The 20,550-nt window shown below is 72.2% G+C and carries 16 protein-coding genes and 1 tRNA gene; 9 read left to right on the forward strand and 8 right to left on the reverse strand.

What is annotated here, in order from left to right:
• From kdpA to ACFE86_RS04895, 8 genes are all read left to right on the forward strand, one after another.
• On the forward strand, positions 1 to 1,058 hold a 1,058-nt coding region (kdpA, locus tag ACFE86_RS04860), incomplete at its 5' end, for a potassium-transporting ATPase subunit KdpA (protein ID WP_375454195.1).
• Between the two features lies 1 nt (position 1,059).
• Positions 1,060 to 1,281: a hypothetical protein gene (locus ACFE86_RS04865; protein ID WP_375454196.1), complete on the forward strand. Its 222-nt coding sequence runs from the start codon at positions 1,060 to 1,062 to the stop codon at positions 1,279 to 1,281.
• Positions 1,282 to 1,341: 60 nt separating this feature from the next.
• Positions 1,342 to 3,435: a potassium-transporting ATPase subunit KdpB gene (gene kdpB, locus ACFE86_RS04870; protein ID WP_375454197.1), complete on the forward strand. Its 2,094-nt coding sequence runs from the start codon at positions 1,342 to 1,344 to the stop codon at positions 3,433 to 3,435.
• Positions 3,436 to 3,469: 34 nt separating this feature from the next.
• Positions 3,470 to 4,075: a K(+)-transporting ATPase subunit C gene (locus tag ACFE86_RS04875; protein ID WP_375454198.1), complete on the forward strand. Its 606-nt coding sequence runs from the start codon at positions 3,470 to 3,472 to the stop codon at positions 4,073 to 4,075.
• 24 nt (positions 4,076 to 4,099) lie between these two features.
• Complete coding sequence (locus tag ACFE86_RS04880) at positions 4,100 to 6,823, forward strand: DUF4118 domain-containing protein (protein ID WP_375454199.1); 2,724 nt, start codon at positions 4,100 to 4,102, stop codon at positions 6,821 to 6,823.
• Entirely contained in the window at positions 6,820 to 7,500 is a 681-nt protein-coding gene (locus tag ACFE86_RS04885; RefSeq protein WP_375454200.1) for a response regulator, read from the forward strand. The genes ACFE86_RS04880 and ACFE86_RS04885 overlap by 4 nt, the downstream gene beginning before the upstream one ends.
• A 4-nt stretch (positions 7,501 to 7,504) precedes the next feature.
• Positions 7,505 to 8,020, forward strand: a complete 516-nt coding sequence (locus ACFE86_RS04890) for a PTS sugar transporter subunit IIA (RefSeq protein WP_375454201.1) — start codon at positions 7,505 to 7,507, stop codon at positions 8,018 to 8,020.
• Positions 8,021 to 8,262: 242 nt separating this feature from the next.
• The gene (locus ACFE86_RS04895; protein WP_375454202.1) at positions 8,263 to 9,453 is read left to right on the forward strand and encodes an MFS transporter; all 1,191 of its coding nucleotides are present in this window, start codon (positions 8,263 to 8,265) and stop codon (positions 9,451 to 9,453) included.
• A 16-nt stretch (positions 9,454 to 9,469) separates the two neighbouring features.
• Here ACFE86_RS04895 and ACFE86_RS04900 read toward each other — a convergent pair whose 3' ends face one another.
• Both ACFE86_RS04900 and ACFE86_RS04905 read right to left on the reverse strand, forming a co-directional pair.
• Positions 9,470 to 11,647: a helicase-related protein gene (locus tag ACFE86_RS04900; protein WP_375454203.1), complete on the reverse strand. Its 2,178-nt coding sequence runs from the start codon at positions 11,645 to 11,647 to the stop codon at positions 9,470 to 9,472.
• A 50-nt stretch (positions 11,648 to 11,697) separates the two neighbouring features.
• On the reverse strand, positions 11,698 to 12,126 hold the full coding sequence (locus tag ACFE86_RS04905; protein WP_375454204.1) for a thiol-disulfide oxidoreductase DCC family protein: 429 nt from the start codon (positions 12,124 to 12,126) through the stop codon (positions 11,698 to 11,700).
• Between the two features lie 296 nt (positions 12,127 to 12,422).
• On the opposite strand from ACFE86_RS04905, the gene ACFE86_RS04910 reads away from it, so the two are divergent.
• Positions 12,423 to 12,680 carry a DUF6894 family protein gene (locus ACFE86_RS04910; RefSeq protein ID WP_375454205.1) on the forward strand — a complete coding sequence of 86 codons (258 nt, stop codon included), beginning with the start codon at positions 12,423 to 12,425 and terminating at the stop codon, positions 12,678 to 12,680.
• On the opposite strand, the gene ACFE86_RS04915 is transcribed toward ACFE86_RS04910, so the two are convergent.
• The 6 genes from ACFE86_RS04915 to ACFE86_RS04940 form a co-directional block, all read right to left on the reverse strand.
• Positions 12,681 to 13,154 carry a GNAT family N-acetyltransferase gene (locus tag ACFE86_RS04915; protein ID WP_375454206.1) on the reverse strand — a complete coding sequence of 158 codons (474 nt, stop codon included), beginning with the start codon at positions 13,152 to 13,154 and terminating at the stop codon, positions 12,681 to 12,683.
• Between the two features lie 133 nt (positions 13,155 to 13,287).
• Entirely contained in the window at positions 13,288 to 14,208 is a 921-nt protein-coding gene (locus ACFE86_RS04920) for a BLUF domain-containing protein (RefSeq protein WP_375454207.1), read from the reverse strand.
• 29 nt (positions 14,209 to 14,237) lie between these two features.
• Complete coding sequence (locus ACFE86_RS04925) at positions 14,238 to 15,947, reverse strand: putative bifunctional diguanylate cyclase/phosphodiesterase (protein WP_375454235.1); 1,710 nt, start codon at positions 15,945 to 15,947, stop codon at positions 14,238 to 14,240.
• Between the two features lie 524 nt (positions 15,948 to 16,471).
• Positions 16,472 to 16,561: transfer RNA gene (locus ACFE86_RS04930), tRNA-Ser, on the reverse strand.
• Between the two features lie 53 nt (positions 16,562 to 16,614).
• Positions 16,615 to 18,786, reverse strand: coding sequence for a glucans biosynthesis glucosyltransferase MdoH (gene mdoH / locus ACFE86_RS04935; RefSeq protein ID WP_375454236.1), 2,172 nt, complete (start codon positions 18,784 to 18,786; stop codon positions 16,615 to 16,617).
• Positions 18,787 to 18,825: 39 nt separating this feature from the next.
• The gene (locus ACFE86_RS04940) at positions 18,826 to 20,439 is read right to left on the reverse strand and encodes a glucan biosynthesis protein (protein ID WP_375454237.1); all 1,614 of its coding nucleotides are present in this window, start codon (positions 20,437 to 20,439) and stop codon (positions 18,826 to 18,828) included.
• Between the last annotated feature and the right edge of the window lie 111 nt (positions 20,440 to 20,550).

Consider the following 20,550-nt stretch of genomic DNA (forward strand, 5'->3'; position numbering starts at 1 on the left):
TCGGGCCCGTGGCGAGCCAGGTCGCGATCAAGATGCTCGGCACCAACGGCGGCGGCTTCTTCAACGCCAACGCCGCGCACCCGTTCGAGAACCCGACCGCCCTGTCGAACTTCATCCAGATGGTCTCGATCTTCGTGATCGGCGCCGCGCTGACCAACGTCTTCGGCCGCATGGTCGGCGACGAGCGCCAGGGCTGGGCGATCCTCTCCGCCATGGGCGTGCTGTTCCTGGCCGGCGTCGTGGTCGCCTACGCCGCGGAAGGGTCCGGCACGCCGCTCCTGCACGGCCTCGGCCTGGAGGGCGGCAACATGGAGGGCAAGGAGGTTCGCTTCGGCATCGCCGCCTCGGCGCTGTTTGCGGTGATCACCACCGCCGCCTCCTGCGGCGCGGTCAACGCGATGCACGACTCGTTCACCGCGCTCGGCGGCATGATCCCGCTGATCAACATGCAGCTCGGCGAGATCATCATTGGCGGCGTCGGCGCCGGCCTCTACGGCATGCTGATCTTCGTCATCATCGCGATCTTCGTGGCCGGCCTGATGGTCGGGCGCACCCCCGAATACCTCGGCAAGAAGATCGAGGCGAAGGAGGTCAAGATGGCGATGCTCGGCATCCTGTGCCTGCCGCTGATGATGCTCGGCGGCACGGCGGTGGCGACGGTGGTCGCGGCGGGGCTTGCCGGTCCGGCCAATGCCGGCCCGCACGGCTTCTCGGAGATCCTCTACGCCTACACGTCGGTGGCGGCCAACAACGGCTCGGCCTTCGGCGGGCTGACCGCCAACACGCTGTTCTACAACACGACGCTCGCCGTCGGCATGCTGGTGGGGCGCTTCTTCGTGAAGATCCCGGTGCTGGCCATCGCCGGGGCGCTCGCCGCCAAGAAGACCGTGCCGGCGTCGGCCGGCACGTTCCCGACCCACGGCGGCCTGTTCATCGGCCTGCTCGTCGGCGTGATCCTGATCATCGGCGGGCTGACCTTCTTCCCGGCGCTGGCGCTCGGACCCATCGTCGAGCACCTCGCAGGCGCGACCGGCCAGACCTTCGCGACGGGGGGCTGAGATGCGCCATCTCCTGTCCCCCCGCGTCGCGGCGCGGCGGGCCACCATGCGCCGCGCGCTGGCCCTGCATCGGCCGCGGCCGCCGGTCTGGAGCAGGGTTCCGCAGGAGCAGGGGCGCGTGCGCCTCTCGGACATCGTCCTCGCCCTGCTGAGCCTGACCCTGCTCGGCGCCCTCGGCCTCATGGCGGGCGCAGCCCTCCTCGGCCACGCCCTGGCGCCCTGAACCCTCGGCTCGGCGCGACCCGCGCCGGCCCCTCCACGACCCTCATTCCGGACACCCGCAATGGCCCGCCAGAATTCGACCAGCCTCTTCAGCGCCGCCCTCGTCGGTCCGGCGCTCGTCGGCGCGCTCACCAAGCTCGACCCGCGCAAGATGATCAAGAACCCGGTGATGTTCGTGGTCGAGGTGGTGGCAGCCCTCACCACGATCCTGTTCGTGCGCGACGTGCTCACCGGGGGCGCCAACCTCGCCTTCTCCGGCCAGATCATCCTCTGGCTCTGGTTCACCGTGCTGTTTGCCAACTTCGCGGAAGCCGTCGCCGAGGGGCGCGGCAAGGCGCAGGCCGACAGCTTGCGGCGCACCCGCACCGAGACGATGGCCAAGCGCCTCAAGGGCGAGGGCCGGGACTACGACACCGTGCCGGGCAACGGCCTGAAGGTCGGCGACGTGGTGCTGGTCGAGGCCGGCGACATCATCCCGTCGGACGGCGAGGTGATCTGGGGCGTGGCCTCGGTCAACGAGGCGGCGATCACGGGCGAATCCGCCCCAGTGATCCGCGAATCCGGCGGCGACCGATCGGCGGTGACCGGCGGCACGCAGGTGCTTTCCGACGAGATCCGGGTGCGGATCACGGCGGCGGCCGGCTCGACCTTCGTCGACCGGATGATCGCCCTGGTCGAGGGCGCCTCCCGGCAGAAGACGCCCAACGAGATCGCGCTGAACATCCTGCTCGCCGGCCTGACCATCATCTTCGTCTTCGCGGTGGCCTCGATCCCGAGCTTCGCGTCCTACGCCGGCGGGTCGATCCCGCTCATCGTCCTCGTGGCGCTGTTCGTGACGCTGATCCCGACGACGATCGGCGCGCTACTCTCGGCCATCGGCATCGCCGGCATGGACCGGCTGGTGCGCTTCAACGTGCTCGCCATGTCGGGCCGCGCCGTCGAGGCGGCGGGCGACGTCGACACGCTGCTCCTGGACAAGACCGGCACGATCACGCTGGGCAACCGGCAGGCGACCGAGTTCCGCCCCGTGCGCGGCGTCACCGAGCAGGATCTGGCCGACGCCGCCCAGCTCGCCTCGCTGGCCGACGAGACGCCGGAGGGCCGCTCGATCGTCGTGCTCGCCAAGGACAAGTACGGCATCCGCGCCCGCGACATGGCGAGCCTGAGTGCGACCTTCGTGCCGTTCACCGCCCAGACCCGGATGAGCGGCGTCGACATGGAGGGTGCCTCGATCCGCAAGGGCGCGGTGGACTCGATCATCGCGTCCGTGAGCCCGCAGCCGGCCGCCACGCGGGGCTCGAACGCGGCGCTCGCCTTCAGCCCGGGCGTCGCCACCGAGACGGTCCGCGAGATCCAGGCCATCGCCGAGGACGTCGCCAAGGCCGGCGGCACGCCGCTGGCGGTCTCGCGCGACGGGCAACTGCTCGGCGTCATCTACCTCAAGGACATCGTGAAGGGCGGCATCCGCGAACGCTTCTCGGAATTGCGCCGCATGGGCATCCGCACGGTGATGATCACCGGCGACAACCCGATGACGGCAGCCGCCATCGCCGCCGAGGCCGGCGTCGACGACTTCCTCGCCCAGGCGACCCCCGAGGACAAGCTGGCGCTGATCCGCAAGGAGCAGGCGCAGGGCAAGCTCGTCGCGATGTGCGGCGACGGCACCAACGACGCGCCGGCGCTCGCCCAGGCCGATGTCGGCGTGGCGATGAACACCGGCACGGTGGCCGCCCGCGAGGCCGGCAACATGGTCGACCTCGATTCCGACCCGACCAAGCTCATCGAGATCGTCGAGATCGGCAAGCAACTGCTGATGACCCGCGGCGCGCTGACCACCTTCTCGATCGCCAACGACGTGGCGAAGTACTTCGCCATCATCCCGGCGATGTTCCTCGTGCTCTACCCCCAGCTCCAGTCGCTCAACGTCATGCGGCTGGCCTCGCCCGAGAGCGCGATCCTGTCGGCGATCATCTTCAATGCGCTGATCATCGTCGCGCTGATCCCGCTGGCCTTGCGCGGCGTGACCTACCGGGCGGTGGGCGCCGGCGCGCTGCTGCGGCGCAACCTCCTGATCTACGGCCTGGGCGGAATCCTCGTGCCCTTCGTCGGCATCAAGGCGATCGACCTCGCGGTCAGCGCCCTGCACCTCGTCTGAGCCGTCCCATCCTCCCGACACGCGAGACCCGTCCATGTTGAGCCAGCTCCGCCCCGCCCTGGTGCTCCTGATCGCCCTGACCCTGCTCACCGGCCTCGCCTACCCGCTCGCCATGACCGGCATCGCCGGGCTCCTGTTCCCGGCCAAGGCCGCGGGCAGCCTGGTGGAGCGGGACGGCAAGCCGGTCGGCTCCAGCCTGATCGGGCAGTCGTTCACCAGCGACCGCTACTTCCAGGGCCGGCCGTCGGCGACCAGCGCCGCCGACCCGGCCGATGCGACCAAGACCGTCTCGGCGCCCTACAACGCCGCCAACTCGTCCGGCTCGAACCTCGGCCCGACGAGCGCGGCGCTGGCCGAGCGCCTCAAGGGCGACGTCGACAGGCTCAAGGCCGAGAACCCGACCCGGCCGGTGCCGGTCGACCTCGTCACGACGAGCGGCTCGGGCCTCGACCCGGACATCTCGCCCGACGCCGCCCTGTTCCAGGTGCCGCGCGTGGCCAAGGCGCGGAGCCTTCCCGAGGACCGCATTCGCGACCTCGTCGGCACGCAGGTGCAGGGCCGCCTGCTCGGGCTTCTCGGCGAACCGCGCGTCAACGTGCTGGCCCTCAACCTCGCCCTGGACGGCCTTGGCCGGAAGTAGGCGGAGCGGGTAGGATCGCCGCGCATGCCGAACCCGTCCCGCGATCCGCAAAGACCCTCCCCCGACGCGCTGCTGGCGGCCGCGCGCCGGGAGAACCGGTCGCGCGGCCGGCTCAAGGTCTTCCTCGGCGCGGCGCCCGGGGTGGGCAAGACCTGGGAGATGCTCACGGTCGCCCAGGCCAAGCGGAAGGCGGGCCTCGACGTGGTGGTGGGCGTGGTCGAGACCCACGGCCGGGCGGAGACGGAAGGCTTGGTCGCGGGGCTGGAGATCGTCCCGCGCCGGGTGGTCGCGTACAAAGGCACCCGGCTCGACGAGATGGACCTCGACGCGCTCCTCGCCCGCCGGCCGGCCCTGGCGCTGGTCGACGAGCTCGCCCACACCAACGCCCCGGGCTCCCGCCACCCGAAGCGTTACCAGGACGTCGAGGAACTGCTCGATGCCGGCATCGACGTCGACACCACGCTCAACATCCAGCACGTCGAGAGCCTGAACGACGTCGTCGCCCAGATCACCCGCATCCGGGTGCGCGAGACGGTGCCCGACTCGATCCTCGACCGGGCCGACGACATCGAGGTGATCGACCTCAACCCCGACGACTTGATCCAGCGCCTGCAGGACGGCAAGGTCTACGTCGCCAAGCACGCCACTCGGGCGCTGCAGCACTACTTCTCCCGCGGCAACCTCACGGCCCTGCGCGAACTGGCGCTGCGCCGCACCGCCGAGCGGGTCGACGACGAACTCCTCAGCCACATGCGGGCGCACGCGATCGCCGGTCCGTGGGGGGCGGGCGAGCGGGTGCTGGTCTGCGTCGGCGAGGACCCGCGCGCGGCCGGGCTGGTGCGCTACGCCAAGCGCCTCGCCGACCGGCTGCACGCCCCCTGGACGGCTTTGTCCGTCGAGGGCCCACGCACCCTGCGGCTTACCGAGGTGCAGCGCGACCGCATCGCCGACACGCTGCGCCTCGCCGACCGGCTCGGGGGCGAGGCGGTGACGATCCCGGGGGGGCGGCGCATCGCCGACGACCTCGTCGCCTACGCGCAGGGCGCCAACGTCACGCACATCATCGTCGGCAAGTCGGCGCGCTCGCGCCTGTTCGTGCTCGTGCACGGGTCCGTCGTCGACGACCTCGTGCACCGCGCAGGCAGCATCAGCATCCACGTCATCGCCGGCGAGACGGCCGAGGCCGAGACGGTCCCGCGCAAGACCGTGCGCACGGCCGCCCCCGCCCCGGCGCGGAGCCCGTGGCCCTATGCCGTGGCGCTCGCCGCCGTCGCCGCGGCGCTCGGGATCGCGCTCGTCGTGCAGCCGATGCTCGGCATCGAGAACGCCGACCTCGTCCTGCTCACCGCCGTGGTCGCGGTGGCGGTGCGCTTCGGGCTCGGGCCCTCGCTCGCCGCGGTCGTGGCCGCCTCGCTGTCCTACAACTTCTTCTTCCTGCCGCCGATCTACACCTTCACCATCGCCGACCCGACCAACGTCGCCGCCTTCTGCCTGTTCACCGTCGTCGCCGTGCTGGTCTCGAACCTCGCCGCCCGGACCCGCCAGGAGGCGGTGGTCTCCCGGGCGCGGGCCGGGGCCAGCGAGCGGCTCTACGGCTTCAGCCGCAAGCTTGCCGGCTGCGGCACGCTGGACGACGTGCTCTGGGCCACCGCCTTCCAGATCGCGTCCATGCTCCAGGTCCGCGTCGTCCTGCTGCTGCCCGACGCGGGGACGGTGGCCGTCCGGGCGGGCTACCCGCCCGAGGACTTCATCGACGCGGCCGACCTCGCCGCCGCCAAGTGGGCCTTCGACAACGACCGGCCGGCGGGGCGCGGCGCCGACACGCTTCCGGGCGCCAAGCGGCTGTTCCTGCCGATGCGCACGGGCCGCGGCACGCTCGGCGTCGTCGGCCTGGACGCCGACAAGCCGGGGCCGATCCTCACCCCCGAGGAGCGCCGGCTGCTCGACGCGCTCTCCGACCAGGGCGGGCTCGCCATCGAGCGCGTCCGCCTCGTGGAGGACCTCGACCGGGCCGAGCGCGCTGCCGAGACCGACCGCCTGCGCCAGGCGCTTCTGACCTCGATCTCGCACGACCTGCGCACGCCGCTCGCCGCCGTGCTCGGCTCGGCGACGACGCTGCGCGACCTCGACGGCGCCCTCGATCCCGCCTCCAAGGCCGAGCTGCTCGCCACCATCATCGACGAGTCCGAGCGCCTCAACCGCTTCATCGTCAACCTGCTCGACATGACCCGCCTGGAGGCCGGCGCGGTGATCCCGACCTTCGGCCCGCACGACGTCGCCGAGATCGCCGACACGGCGCTCCGGCGGACCGAGAAGGTGCTGGCGGGTCACCGCGTCGTGGTCGACCTCGCACCCGGCCTGCCCCCCTTGAGCCTCGACCCGGTGCTGTTCGAGCAGGTCCTGGTCAACCTGTTCGACAACGCCGCCAAGTACGCCCCCGAGGGCTCGATGGTCCGCCTCCTCGGCTGGCGGCACGGCTCGGCCGTCTGCCTGCAGGTCTGGGACGAGGGCGACGGGTTGCCCGAGGACGACGTCGAGCGGGTCTTCGACAAGTTCTACCGCGCCCGCAAGGGCGACCGGGTCCGGGCGGGCACGGGTCTCGGTCTCGCCATCTCCCGCGGCTTCGTCGAGGCGATGGGCGGCACGATCGTGGCGGCCAACCGCACCGACCGGAGCGGCGCCGTCTTCACCGTGACCCTGCCGGTCCCGGCGACGTCCAGGAACACGGCCCCGGGCATCGCCGCATGAGCCTGAGCATCCTCGTCATCGACGACGAGCCGCCGATCCGCAAGCTCCTGCGCATGGGCCTGACCACGCAGGGCTACGCGGTCGTCGAGGCGCCCAACGGCCGGACCGCCCTCGACGTCCTGTCCCGCGAGAGCGTCGACCTCGTCATCCTGGACCTGGGCCTGCCCGACCTGCGCGGGCACGACCTCCTGCGCACCGTCCGCGAACGGCATCCGAGCCTGCCGGTGATCGTCCTGTCGAGCCGCGACGACGAGCCCGGCAAGGTCGAGGCGCTGGATCTCGGGGCCGACGACTACATCACCAAGCCCTTCGGCATGGGCGAGTTGCTCGCCCGCATCCGTGCGGCCCTGCGCCACCAACTCGCGGTGCAGGGGGAACGCCCGGTCTTCCAGGTCGACGGGCTGTTCGTCGACCTCGTGCGCCGCATCGTGCGGAAGGACGAGCACGAGGTGAAGCTGACCCCGCGCGAGTACGATTTCCTGCGCGTGCTGGTGCAGCATGCCGGCAAGGTCCTGACCCACGCGCAGTTGATGAGCGAGGTCTCGAACTCGTCCGACACGCAGTACCTCCGGGTCTACATGCGCCAGCTCCGGCAGAAGCTGGAGGCCGACCCCGAACGCCCGCGCCTGCTCCTCACCGAGACCGGCGTCGGCTACCGCCTGCGCGCGCCGGAATGAGGCCGTGTCCAGTCCTTCGCCTCGGGAGGCTCATCGGGTTGACGCACTGCATCCCTTTCTGCGACGGCCCGAGGCCATGACCATCACCGAACTGCTCGCGCCGGATCAGGTGTTGCCCGGCCTGCGGGCGTCCACCAAGGGCGCGGTTCTCGAGGACCTCGCCCGCCGTTCGGGCCTCGCCCTCGGCCTGGACAGCGACGCGATCCTCGCGGCCTTGCGCAAGCGCGAAGCCCTCGGCTCGACGGGCGTGGGCAACGGGCTCGCCATCCCGCACGCCCGTCTGGACGCGCTCGGCAAGCCGTTCGGATGCTTTGCCCGGTTGCGGTCGCCCATCGCGTTCGACGCGGTGGACGGGGGCGCGGTCGATCTGGTGTTCCTGCTGCTCCTTCCCGCCGCCGACGGCGGGCCGTTGCACGCGCTTGCCTGCGTATCCCGTCGCTTGCGCGACCCGGACGTGACGGCGACGGTCCGCGGCGCCCGCGACGCGGCGGGCTTGTACGCGGCGATTTGCGGGACCTGATACCGAGCCTCGATGCCGATGATGCATTAAGGCTCGGTATCAGCACGCGTCAGGTGATGGAGCGGCGCTGCCGCCGCCGGATCTTCGGGCTGGTCCCGGGGCGGGACCGCCACCGGCTCGGCGCTTGATCCGCCGCCTTCCGGTACGCCGGCGCGAACCGGGGCTGTCCGCGACGGCATTGTCGGGTAGGTCGTTCCGAACCGGCGCCGCATCCGCCTGCCGGGCATCCCCGGCCGCGACGCATGACCAACCCTTCCGCACCCTCGATCGGCCGCCTGATCCTCGTGCTCGCGGTCGCGGGCTTTGCCAGCACCTTCGCGTGGCGCTCGGTCGAGCCGCTCGTGGGCGTGCTGGCGCGCGACCTCGGGAGCGACGCCCACACCGTGGCGCTGCTCTCGACCGCCTTCGCGCTCCCCTACGCGCTGATCCAGCCGATCCTCGGGCCGGTGGGCGATGCGGTGGGCAAGGAGCGGATCGTCACCGCCTGCCTCGGGGTGCTCGTGATCGCGCTCGCCGGCTGCGCGCTCGCCACCGATCTGCGCCTCCTGTTCGGCCTGCGCATGATCGCCGGCGCGGCCGCCGGCGGCGTCATCCCGCTGGCACTCGCGCTGATGGGCGACCGGGTGGCGATGGAGCGCCGCCAGGTGGCGATCGGCCGGTTCCTCGTCGCGGTGATCCTCGGCCAGCTCTCGGGCTCGACCTTCGCCGGCCTGATCGAGGACAAGGTCGGCTGGCACGGGGTCTTCGCCATCAACGCCGCGGTCGCGGGCCTCGGCTGCGCCGCGAGCGTGTTCGGCTTCGAGCGGAGCGCCGGCGCGCCGGCGCGGCGGCCCGAATTCCGCCGGGCGCTCGCGCGCTACCGGGTCATCGTCGCCAACCCGCGGGCGCAGGTGCTGTTCGCGGCGGTCTTCGTCGAGGCGATCGCGGTGTTCGGCATCTTCCCGCACCTCGCGCCGCTGATCGAGGCGCGCGGCGAGGGCGGGCCGCGCGAGGCGGGGCTGGCGCTCGCTGGCTTCGCCATCGGCGGCCTGATCTACTCCGCCCTCGTCGGCCTGCTGGTCCGGCTGCTCGGGCTGTCGCGGATGCTGGTCGGCGGCGGCGTCATCTGCGCCGGGGCGCTGACGGCCATCGGCCTGGCCGGACGCTGGCAGCTCGACGCCGCGGCGCTCGTGGCCCTGGGGCTCGGCTTCTACATGCTGCACAACACCTACCAGGTTCAGGTCACCGAGGTGGCCCCCACCGCCCGCGCCTCGGCGGTGGCGCTGCACGCCTTCTCGTTCTTCTGCGGGCAGGCGCTCGGCGTCGCGGTGCTCGGCGCCGCCCTGCAGGGCGGCGGCCAGTTCGCGGCGCTCGCCGCCTGCGCCGTCACCATCCTCGCGGTCGGCATCAGTACAGCGGTGCTGCTGGCCCGCCCGATCCCGCGCGAGCGATAGGCCGGGCCACCCGGCGTCAGGCGGTGGCGCGGGGGTGGCCGGCCGCCTCCCGATCGGTCGCGGAGCCCGTGCGGGAGCGGGCCGCCACGGTCCGCGAGGCCGTCTCGCGCAGGTAGCGTTCGATGGCGCCGTTGGCGCGGGCCCGCAGCGCCCGGGTCGCCTCGGCCTCGTCGAACGTGTCGGGGAAGCGCCGCGCCAGCCAGAGATAGGCGGCGGCGAGTTTGACCGTGCGCTCCAGGTCGTCGAGTTCGCCCGCAGGATTTGCCCGCAGGGCCGGGACGGCGGCACCGGAAGCGCGCGCCTGGACCCAGCGGTCCAGGACGGCGGTCGAGGCCGGGTCGCGCCGGTCGATCGGGCAGACCGCGAAGGCGAACTTTTCGCGGATCGGCAGTGCCGCCCTGTCGACGGCGCGGGCGGCCTCCAGCGCCTCCTCCATCGCCGAGGGCTGGAACGGCGCGCCGTCGTAGAAAGTCGCGCGGGCGAAGTGCGTCAGCACCTCGGCGAGCGACCCGGTGCCGAGTTCGTCCGCCGCCGCCTCGATCGCGATCAGGTCCGGCCGGACGTAGAAGCGCGTGTCGGCGGCGGGCGCCGTCGGGGCGCCGACGAGCGCGTCGCGGATCGGCCCGAGGCTGGTTTCGTCGGTGGCCGAGACGTGGCCCTCGTCCTGGTGGCCGAAGCGGCCGGCGCGGCCGGCGATCTGCCGGATCTCGGGGTTGGTGAGCGCGCGGGTGGCGGTGCCGTCCCACTTGGCGAGCGCGGAGAAGATCACGCGCTTCAGCGGGCCGAGGTTGAGGCCCATGCCGATCGCGTCGGTGGTCACCAGCACCTCGGCCGCGCCGTCGCGGAAACGACTGGCCTCGGCGCGGCGCACCTCCGGAGAGAGCGCGCCGTAGATCGTGGCGACGCTGCGCCCGGCGGCCACCAGCGCCGCGCGGTTCTCGTGCACCGCGCGGCGCGAGAACGCGACCACGGCGTCCCCGGCCTGCACGGCGTCAAGCGGGACGGGCGCGTCGAGCGCCACCAGCGGGGTTTTCCGCACGAAGGGGACGACATCCAGCGATTCGCCCGCGGCTTCCGCCGCGCGGCGGACATGCGACAGCGCCTCGTCCGAACCGCAGACGATCACGGTGCGCGCCGGGATGCCAAACAGCGCGTTGGTCCAGGCCCAGCCGCGGTCGGGATCGGACAGCATCTGGATCTCGTCGATCACCGCGACCGCGACCGGGCGGCGCAGGTCCGCGGTCTCGATGGTGCGCGCGGTGTGGCTCGGGTCGGGCTCGCCCAGCACCTCCTCGCCGGTGACCATGCCGGCGCGAAGCCCCCGCTCCAGCAGCGCCTCGTAGTTCTCGAGGGCGAGCAGGCGCAGCGGCGCGAGGTAGGTGCCGCTCGGCGCCTGTGCCAGCGCCTCCAGAGCCGCGTAGGTCTTGCCGGAATTGGTCGGCCCCATGTGGAAGACGATCCGCCGGTTCAGCCGGCGGGCGGGCACGAACCTGTCGATGTAGCCGCCGAAGCCGGCCCGGTCGCGCAGGCGCCGCCGGCCGGATTCCTCCTGCGCCACCACCTTGGCGCGGGCCCGGACGCCCTTCAGGGTGTCGACGACGGCGTGGGCGAGGTTCGGCGACGGCGCGAAGACGCGCGCGCGCAGCGACCGGTTGAGATGCGCGATGTAGGTGGCCGCATCCGCCCCGATCGCGTGCAGGTCGTCGCGGATCTGCTCGCGCAGCCGCGCGATCGCCCGGTGCAGGGTCCGCTCGATGCCCGCCGCGGTGTCGGCCAGCGCCCCCCGCAGGGCGTCAAGGTGCCGGGCCGGGTCGTTTGCGAGCGCCATCGCCTCCAGGATCTCGGCGGCGGCCTCGCCCGGCAGCACGTCGAGGCGGAGATCGAGCCGGCCGTCGTCAAGCAGCGGCAGGCTCACCCGGAGCCGCCAGGCGAGGGCGCCGTCGCGCCCCGCCTCCGCCCGCAGCGCCGGCAGCGCCTTGGCCAGGGCCGCCACCCCGGTCTCGGCGAAGGCGCGGCGGGCGCCGCCGTCGCGGAGCGCGCGCGCCACGGCCGCGTCCTCGACGAACCCGTCCCGCTCCGGCAGGCCCAGGCGGTCGCGCAACGCCTCGCGATCGACGGCGCTCGCCGGGATGCCGAGCCGGTGCAGGGCGTCGGCGAGGATGTCGGTGGTCAGGTTGATGCGCTTGCGTGCCATGCCCCACCCTCCCGGCCCCGCGTCCGGGGATCAAGCACGCGCAGGGCGTCTCAACCGCCGCGCACGAGCAGGCGGGCGAGGCGGGGCCGCAGCGGCAGGAAGGCGCGGTAGGCCGCCTCGGCGACGGGCAGCACGGGCGGGAGCCGCGCGATCAGGCCGAGCCAGCGCCAGCCCGGCAGCACGCTCCAGAGCCGGGCGAAGGCGGCGGCCCCCGAGCGCAGCCGCCCGTCCGCGTCGCGGACGTGGAAGCGGCGGCGCGCCGCCGCGCGGTCGAGGCCGGGGCCGAGCCCTTGGTCGGGTCCGAGTTCTTGGCCGGGTCCAAGGTCTTGGCCGGGGCTGAATTCTTGGCCGGGCGCATCCGGCGCCACGTCGACGAAGGCGATGCGCTCGGCGCCGCGGCAGCGGCGATAATGCCCGATCTCGGCCCGGCAGAGCGGGCAGGCGCCATCGTAATAGACGGTCAGCGTCGCGTCTTGCACCGGAAAACCTCGCCGCTTTGATACCGGCGAGATAGGGCTTTCGGGGGTCGTCGGCAGCGCGTCCGGACGCCGCGACCACGAGGCAGGCCGGCCCTGCATCGGAGGGTTCGACGGTCCGAGCCCGCCCGAGAAGGAGGCCGGCACGAGGGCGGGCACCGGGCGTCCAGGCCGGCAAGGGCGGACGGCGCGCGGATCGTCCGGGCTTGCTGCCGTCCTGCGGTTCACCATGTCCCGGTTCGTGTCCCCCCGGTTCGCATCGCGGGCCGCGATGCCCCGAGCGCGCAGGAACCTGCACCGTGCCGCACTACTTCTTCAACATCCGGATCGGCTCCGACTGGGTCGCCGACCCGGACGGGACGGTCTTGCCGGACGCCGACGCGGCCTGGGAGACGGCCCGCGACACGATCCTGGCCGCCCTGCGCGCGGGACCGGACCAGGGCCGGCTGATGGCCGCGAGCCTCGTCGTCACCGATGCGGAGGGCGAGGTCGTGCTGGAATTCCCGTTCGCGGAAGCCGTGCCCCTGGAGCCCGGCTCGGACGGGACCGTCCACTGATCAACGCTCGGGATCGACGCCCGCCGCGCCCTTCTTCCGCAGCGGCCGCGTCACGCGCTCACCGGCCGCGACGAAGCCGGCCGCGGCGCAGAAGGCCCGCAGGTCCGGCTGGTCCGGCGGCATCAGCAGGTCCATCGCGTCGCATCCGGCGACGCGCGCGGCCTGAGCGGCGGCCTTGAGCAGCAGGCGGCCGAGGCCGCGCCGGCGATCCCCGGGGGCGACGAGGAGCGTGGTGATCTGCGCGCTCGGCGCGGCGGCGGTCAGGGTCCGGTACCAGTGCAGCACGACGAGCCCGCCCGGCGGGCCCCACTCGACCGCGACGAGGACGGCGCCGTGGTCCCCGCGCAGGGCCTCGATCCGCTCCGCGAGGTCCCGGACGGCGTCCCCGCGGCCCGCGATGCCGAGCAGCGCGGCGAGACCGGGCGCGTCGGCGGCGGCCGCCGCGCGGATCTCCAGTCCGTACCGTCGGCTCAAGCCCGGCTCCCGCTCTGCGCCGCCCGTGAGCGATCTTCCAGGCGGGCTCGCGTTGGCCTGCCAACACGAGCCCGCTTAAAGCATTTTCCAGTAAGGTGGACGCCGGCTCACGCGAAGAAACCGCTCTCGCCCTTCAAGCCGCGCGGGCTCCGGCGCACCCTCTCGCCCCGCCGACCGCCGATTGCGACTTCGACCCGCCGCGCTCCTCCGCACCGGTTCCGACGCCCTCGGCCTCGTGACCGAGCGCGCTCGCCATCAACCGAGCACGCCTCGCCCAGAGGTCACGCTCCTCGATCAACCGCTCGGCACGCGCGTGGCTTGCGGCGAGCGCGACGCGCAGATCGTCCAAGTCATTGCGCAGATCGGTCGTGCGCTGCCGCTCATCGGCGAGCGCCGCCTTGAAGACGGCGAGTGCGGCCACCGATGCCGTGCTCGGCTCCACGCTCCCGGCCTGGAAGGGCTGCGGCGTCCCGGCGGCGGCTTCTCCGGCGGGACGAAGCGATGGGGATGTCGATGCGGCCTGGCCCGGCCACGCAAGTTCCGCCCTGACGCGATCGACGTCGAATGCGCCGACGCCGGAGGCGTCGGCCGGGGCTACTGAGGCGGGGCCGGCGGCGGCCGGCTGGATTTCCTCCTCCAGGATCAGGCTGTGCAGGGCAGTGAAGATCTGGTCGCCGTCCAGGCGCGCAAGATCGAACCCGCTATCCGCGGCCAGGCTGTGCCAGAGCGCGTGTCCGGTTGCGGATTGGCCGACGAAGGCCATCGACCAGTTCGGGAAACCGCGGCTTTCGGCCGGCCCGCACTGCAGCACGGTCACGTCGGTATGGCGCTCGTCGCGTTGGATGCGCTCGAAGGTGGCCTCCACCGCGCGACGGGGGCCCTCCAGCACCTGCGCGAAGGCGCCCGCGTTGAACATCAGCGCCCCCGTCACGTCGACCTTCGCGTTGTTGCGCTGGGACGTTTCCAGGATCTGGATCACCGCCGCGGCGATCTCGCTCTCGGAGCCCCGCAGCAGGTTCTTGCTGGCGTAAACGAGACGATAGAGGCTGGTCACGGCATGGCTCCGAAGGATCAGGGCTTTGGTCAGGCGGCGTTCCGTGCGGCCGTCAGGAGCGCCAGGATGTCCGAGGCCGGGATGGGCTTGCTCAGGAAGTAGCCCTGCATGTCCGTGCAGCCCTCGGCTCGGATACACTGCATCTGGTCGGCGGTCTCGACGCCTTCGGCAACGGTGGTCATGCCGAGGCTCCTGCCGAGCCCGGCGATCGCCCGGATGATCGCGTTGCCGTCCGGTCTGCCCGAGAGGTCGCTGACGAACGAGCGGTCGATCTTGATCTTGTCGAACGGGAACGAACGCAGGTAGCTCAGCGACGAGTACCCGGTGCCGAAGTCGTCCATCGAGACGCGGATGCCGAGGTCGCGCAGCCGATGCAGCGTCTGGAGCGTGGTCTCGCTCTCCTGCAGCAGGACGCCCTCGGTGATCTCCAGTTCGAGCCTGCGGGCATCGAGCCCCGCGGTCGCGAGGGCGGACACGATCATCTCCACGAGGCGCTCGCTCTTGAACTGGGCGGGCGAGAGGTTGACCGCGACCGAGACCGTCGACGGCCAGGTCGCGGCATCCCGGCAGGCCTGCCGCAGCACCCACTCTCCGATGGACACGATCAGACCGATCTCTTCGGCGAGCGGGATGAAGTCGAGGGGCGAGACCATCCCGCGCACCGGATGCCGCCAGCGGATCAGCGCCTCGCAGCCGACGAGCTGGTTGGTCTCCAGGTTGAGCTGTGGCTGGTAGTGCAGCTCGAACTCGCGCCGGGCGAGGGCTTGGCGCATGTCGAGCTCGAGTGCGCGTCGCGCCCGCATGCGTGCATTCATGCTCGGCTCGAAGGAACGGAACGTGCCTCGTCCGTCGATCTTGGCCCTGTAGAGCGCCAGATCGGCGTTCTTGAGAAGCGTGCCGGCATCGGCGGCATCCGTCGGGGCGAGGGCGATGCCGACGCTGCAGCCGATGCTGATGAGATGTCCCTCGACGATGTAGGAGCGGCCGACGAGGTCGATGATGCGCCGTGCCAGGGCCTGCGGGTTCGCGGGACTGCTGACGCCGGCCTGGACGATCACGAACTCGTCGCCGCCGATGCGGGCCACCGTGTCGACGGGCCTCAAGGTCGAGCGCAGGCGGTCGGCGACGATTTTCAGGAGTGCGTCACCGATCGGGTGGCCGAGGGTGTCGTTGATGGGCTTGAAGCGGTCCAGATCGATCAGCAGCACCGCGCAGGCTTCCCCCCGGCGCAGACGCTCCAGCGCCTGGTCGAGGCGCTCGCGCAGGTGCAGGCGGTTGGGCAGGCCGGTCAGCGGGTCCAGGCGGGCCATCTCGGCCGCGTCGGCCTCGGCGACCTTGCGCGCGCTCACATCCGCGATGGTCGCCGCCCAGCCTCCCCCGATCACCGGATAGAGGCCCACCTCCACGAACCGCTCCCGCACGGACAGCTCCAGCGAGACCGGACTGCCTTGCCTCACGGCATGGTGAAGCCGGGCCAGGGTCGCGCGCCCGGATCGTTGCAGATGGGATCGCACGGCATGCAGGATCCGCCGAACCGGCCAGGTCTCGACGGACCGCAGGTCCGGCAGGCCAAGGAGGCACCGGGCTTGGCGGGTGCAGAGGATCACCCGTCCGGCGCCGTCAACCAGCAGGAGGCCCGGCTGAACCGCGTTGAGGTAGGGCGTCAGGTCAGGGGCGGAGGCCGGGTGTGGTCTCGATGCGCGTGCGGTGGCGGCTTCGTCGATAAGGGGGCGACCCAGACGTGAGACGGCGGACATAGATGTGCGATCTCGCTCAGCCATGAAGCGCCTATGGAAACCTTAAGCGCGATCCAAGCTTCACTAATGCCTCCAGAACATTGATAATTTGTAAAACACGGTCGTCGCTGACCTAATTTGCCAGATCAAGGAATATGAGTATTAGAATTTACGTCGATCATTAGCGTAAGGGATATATAAATTTTCTTTTCATGGAGCATCGTCCAGCCAAGCAGATGCCCGCTCGCGTGAAGAAAATCCGACCACGCAAGGAATCCGGAGCGGTTTCATGACCCGAAGATCATGGACATGGTTCCAGCCTGCAGATGGGCGACGCGGCGCCAGCCCCGACCAAAGCTCTTCCGTCACTGCGGACCGCGTTCGCGCGCTGAAGGTTTGCGGCTCGCTGACGAGGATGTCCGGTGCCCCGCGCTTCGTCGACGATCGCACGGAATCCGCTGGAAATCGAAAACCCGTCGGACCCGTCGGAACGATCCGTATTTCTCTCGGGAACACGGAATGAATCGTGGCGGAAGGGGTGGGATTCGAACCCACGGTGGAGTCGCCCCCACGGCGGTTTTCAAGACCGCTGCCTTAAACCACTCGGCCACCCTTCCGGAGGATCGGCTTGTAGCGGAGTTCGCGCCGGGCGGACACACGGAAAATCGGGTCAGGGCCTGAGGCGGGCGAGGCGGGCGAGGAGGGTGCGGTCGTGGAGGACGGCCATGCGCTCCTTGGACGAAAGCCAGGCGCGGGTCTCGTCGATGGTCTCGGCCTCGACGACCTTGGCCTGGGCCAGCGCGTGATCGCGGTCGATCCGGCCGCGGGGGCGCGGCGCGGCTGCGGGGAGCATGCGGATATGAGCCGCGGCGAAGGCCGGGTCGGCATGAAGGGCGCAGAGGGCGTCCGCCGCGTCGAGGCCGTGCGCGGCGTTGCGGGCGGCGAGCTGGCCGGCGCGGGTCGCGATCGCCGGCGGGTCGCGCTCCTCCGGGGTCATCAGCAGGCCGCGGCGCTTCAGGGCGAGGCCGAGGGCCAGTTGCCCGCTCGCCCAGGAGATCGGGATCGCCAGCACGAGGCCGAGGATCGTCGGCGACATCCACAGGAACAGCGAGGTGGCGATGGCGATGGCGGCGACGCCCGAGACCAGCCCCAGCACGGTGTGCCAGCAGTGGCGGCGGACGATGTCGGAGAGCGGGATCGAGCCGTCGTCGCGCCGCTGCGGGTTCCAGCCGGTGTCGCGGCCCACAAGGATGCCGAACACGGAGCCCGACTGGATCACCATCGCGATCGGCGCGATCAGCGCCGAGAGCAGGATCTCGATGAGGCCGGAGAGCAGCAGCCGGCCCGCGCCGCCGCAGGCTCGCCGCACGGGCGCATCGATCAGCGCAACGGCAAGTCCCAGGAATTTCGGGGCGAGCAGGATGGCCATGGTCAGCCCGAAGAGCTGGAGCGCGCGCACGGGATCGAAGCGCGGGAACACCGGGTAGAACCCGAGCTCGCTGGTGAAATATTCCGGGCGGACATAGGCGGTCTGGAGCACCAGCGCGATGCCGACCACGAGCTGGCACAGCCAGAACGGCGACGCGGCGTAGCCCGCGATGCCGGTGGCGAAGTGCTGGCGCGAGGCGGGGTTCAGGCTCGCGGCCCCGATGATCCGCGCGTGCTGGAGGTTGCCCTGCGCCCAGCGCCGGTCGCGGACCGCCACGTCGATCAGCGAGGGCGGGCTCTCCTCGTAGGAACCGGGCAGGGTGGGGAGCATGGTCACCGCCCAGCCGGCGCGGCGGATGAGCGCCGCCTCGACGAAGTCGTGGCTCAGCACGTGGCCGCCGAAGGGCGGCTTGCCGGGCAGGTCAGGCAGGCCGCAAGCCTGCGCGAAGGCCCGCGTGCGGATGATCGCGTTGTGGCCCCAGTAGTTGCCGTCGCGGCCCGACCAGTGGCTTAAGCCCGCGGCGATGACCGGCCCGTAGATCCGGGCGGCGAATTGCTGCACCCGGGCAAACAACGTGTTGCGGTTGATGATGAGCGGCAGCGTCTGGACGATGCCGGCATCGGGGTCGGCCTCCATCGCGCCGGCCAGCCGCACCACGGCATCGCCGGTCATCAGGCTGTCGGCGTCGAGCACCAGCATGTGGTCGTAGGAGGCCCCCCAGCGGGTGACGAAGTCGCCGATGTTGCCGGCCTTGCGGTGGTGGTTCTCGGGCCGGTGGCGGTAGTACAGGCGCGCGTCGGTCCCGAGCCGGGCGCGCAGGGCCAGGAAGGCGCGCTCTTCGGCGATCCAGGCGTCGGGTCGGGTCGAGTCCGAGAGCACGAACCAGTCGAAGGCGGGGCCGAGCCCCGTGGCGTCGACCGCCTCGCGCATCGCCTCGATGGCGGCGAAGGTGCGCGCGGTGCCCTCGTTGTAGACCGGCATCAGGATGGCGGTGCGGGTGGAGAGTCCCGTCGGCACCGGCGGCAGCCGCGGACGGCCGAGCAGCACGGCAAAGCCCAGGATCGCACTGGTGAAGGCCAGCGCGATCCAGGAGAAGGTCAGCAGGAACAGCGCGACGAGCGCGTACTGCAGCGCGGTGGGCGAGCCGGAGACCGAGACGGTCTCGTACATCTGCCAGCCGCCATGGGCCGTGAGCAGGGCGGCGGCGCCGAAGACGAAGGTGCGGGCGGCCCGGGGGCGGGGATGGAGCCGGGCCGGCCGGTGCCCGGCGACGGGGTCCCAGGCGGAGAGGTCCTGCACCGGCATCGCCAGCGGCGCCTCCGCCGGCATCGCCGCCGGGAGGCCGTCCGGATCCGGATCGCCCGCGGGCGCGTCGGACCGGGCCGCGGCGGGGAGGGTGGCGGAATCGTCCATGCGCACGGCCAAGAAGGGAACCTCGGATCGAAGGTAAGCTCAGGGGGTCCAGCGGTAGAGCCAGGTCTCGGTGACCGCGCGCCCGGCCCGCCGGAGGGCGAGGCGCAGCTCGCTCGCGCGCTCGCCGCCCGGGTCGAGCTCGAAGGCGACCCGGACGGTCTCGCGTTCCGGGTAGCTGAAAAGCTGCCGGCGGGCGATGGTGCCGGGGCCGGCCGACAGGGCGATGTCGAGGCCGCCCTCGGCAAACAGCCCCGCGCCGGTGAAGTCCACCAGGAACAGGCGCCGCGTGCCGGAGCTGCCGCGCCCGCTGCGGCTGCCCGTCACCGTCGCGACGGGATCGGTGCCGGGCGCGGGGAGCGGCGGCTGCCAGCACCAGTGCTGGCGATAGCGGAACGTGGTCTCGCCCCCCGCCGCCACGGCCTCCTTCGGGCGCCAGTAGGCCAGCACGTTCTCGTTGAGCTCGGCATCGCTCGGGATCTCGATCAGCGTCACCGCGCCGGCGGCCCAGGCGTCGCCCGGCTCCAGCCAGAGGGAGGGACGCCACTCCCAGTGCTGCACGTCGTCCGCGAAGGCGTCGTAGGCGCGCACCCGCTGCGTCAGCCCGAAGCCCTTCGGGTTCTCGTCCAGGAAGGACGAGACCTGCAGGGTGTCGGGGTTGCGCACCGGGCGCCAGATCGCCTCCCCGGCGCCGTTGCGGATCTGCAGCCCGTCGGCGGAGAAGGCCGCGGCCCGCGCGTCGTCCACGCCGCGCCGGTCCAGGGGGCCGAACAGGGAGCTCGCCTGCATGCCGCCGAGCCCGAGGTGGTCGAGCGCCTTGCGGGCGAAGACGGTCGTCTCGACGTCGGCGGTGGAGGCCTCCGTGCCGGGCCGGAGGACCATGCGCAGCGCCCCCGAGGCGGAATCGGAATCGATCAAGGCGTGCAGGACGAGGGCGCCGCCGCCCGTCGGGCGCTCGATGAACACCGCCCGGAACAGCGGGAACTCCTCCCCGCGGGCATCGGCCGGGCGCAGGGTCAGCGCGCGGGCGTTGATGCCGAAGCCCTGGCCCCTGGCGATCAGGCGGAAGAACGAGGCGCCCTGGAACACCGCGAAGTCGGAAAGCCCGGCCTCGCCGGGAAAGCGTGCGCGCAGGCGAAAGCCGGAGAAACCCGGGTCCTCGGCGAAGTCCGGCAGCGCCGGGCCGGCGGTCTCGAACGCCGCCGGATCGTAGGCGAGGGGCCGGACTTGCCCCCCCTCCACCAGGAACAGCGCGACGCGCCCCGTGAAGATCGCGCCGCGGTGCAGCGGCTCGACCGCGAAGCCGAGGTCGTCGCCCTCCCAGATCGCGGCGCCGGGCCTGACCCGGATGGCGCCGTACTGCTCGCGGCTGAGGCCCTTGAGCGCGGCGGGCAGGTCGTCGGTGCGCGGTGCCGCGTAGGCGGCCTTGGCGAAGGCGCGGGCGAGGTCCGGCACGGTGGCCGCGTCGAAGGGCGCGCCGGCAGCCGGCAGGGTGGGGGCGTCCTGCGCGCGCGCCGGGCCGATCCGCAGCCCGGTGCCGGCGAGGAGGCCGCCGGCGGCCGCGAGGCGGATCAGGTCGCGGCGGGTGTGATCGCGTGATCCGGCAAAGCCCGGGTCGCGGGCGGCGTTCGGGGCGGAGCGGGGCTCGGTCGGCAGCGTCGTGCCCTCGTGCGGGAGTATCGTCCCCCCGGCCGGCTGGCCGGGGATCGGCGGAAACGGCGAGACCGCGGAAACGGTTCGTCCGGAAAACAGTCCGTCCGGAAACAG

The sequence above is a fragment of the uncultured Methylobacterium sp. genome (assembly GCF_964244095.1).
Taxonomy (GTDB): Bacteria; Pseudomonadota; Alphaproteobacteria; order Rhizobiales; family Beijerinckiaceae; genus Methylobacterium.

Coding starts and splice junctions, on each gene's coding strand:
- ACFE86_RS04895 (WP_375454202.1), top strand. CDS start 8,263: ATGACCAACCCTTCCGCACCCTCGATCGGCCGCCTGATCCTCGTGCTC.
- ACFE86_RS04865 (WP_375454196.1), top strand. CDS start 1,060: ATGCGCCATCTCCTGTCCCCCCGCGTCGCGGCGCGGCGGGCCACCATG.
- kdpB (WP_375454197.1), top strand. CDS start 1,342: ATGGCCCGCCAGAATTCGACCAGCCTCTTCAGCGCCGCCCTCGTCGGT.
- ACFE86_RS04900 (WP_375454203.1), bottom strand. CDS start 11,647: ATGGCACGCAAGCGCATCAACCTGACCACCGACATCCTCGCCGACGCC.
- ACFE86_RS04875 (WP_375454198.1), top strand. CDS start 3,470: ATGTTGAGCCAGCTCCGCCCCGCCCTGGTGCTCCTGATCGCCCTGACC.
- ACFE86_RS04880 (WP_375454199.1), top strand. CDS start 4,100: ATGCCGAACCCGTCCCGCGATCCGCAAAGACCCTCCCCCGACGCGCTG.
- mdoH (WP_375454236.1), bottom strand. CDS start 18,786: ATGGACGATTCCGCCACCCTCCCCGCCGCGGCCCGGTCCGACGCGCCC.
- ACFE86_RS04885 (WP_375454200.1), top strand. CDS start 6,820: ATGAGCCTGAGCATCCTCGTCATCGACGACGAGCCGCCGATCCGCAAG.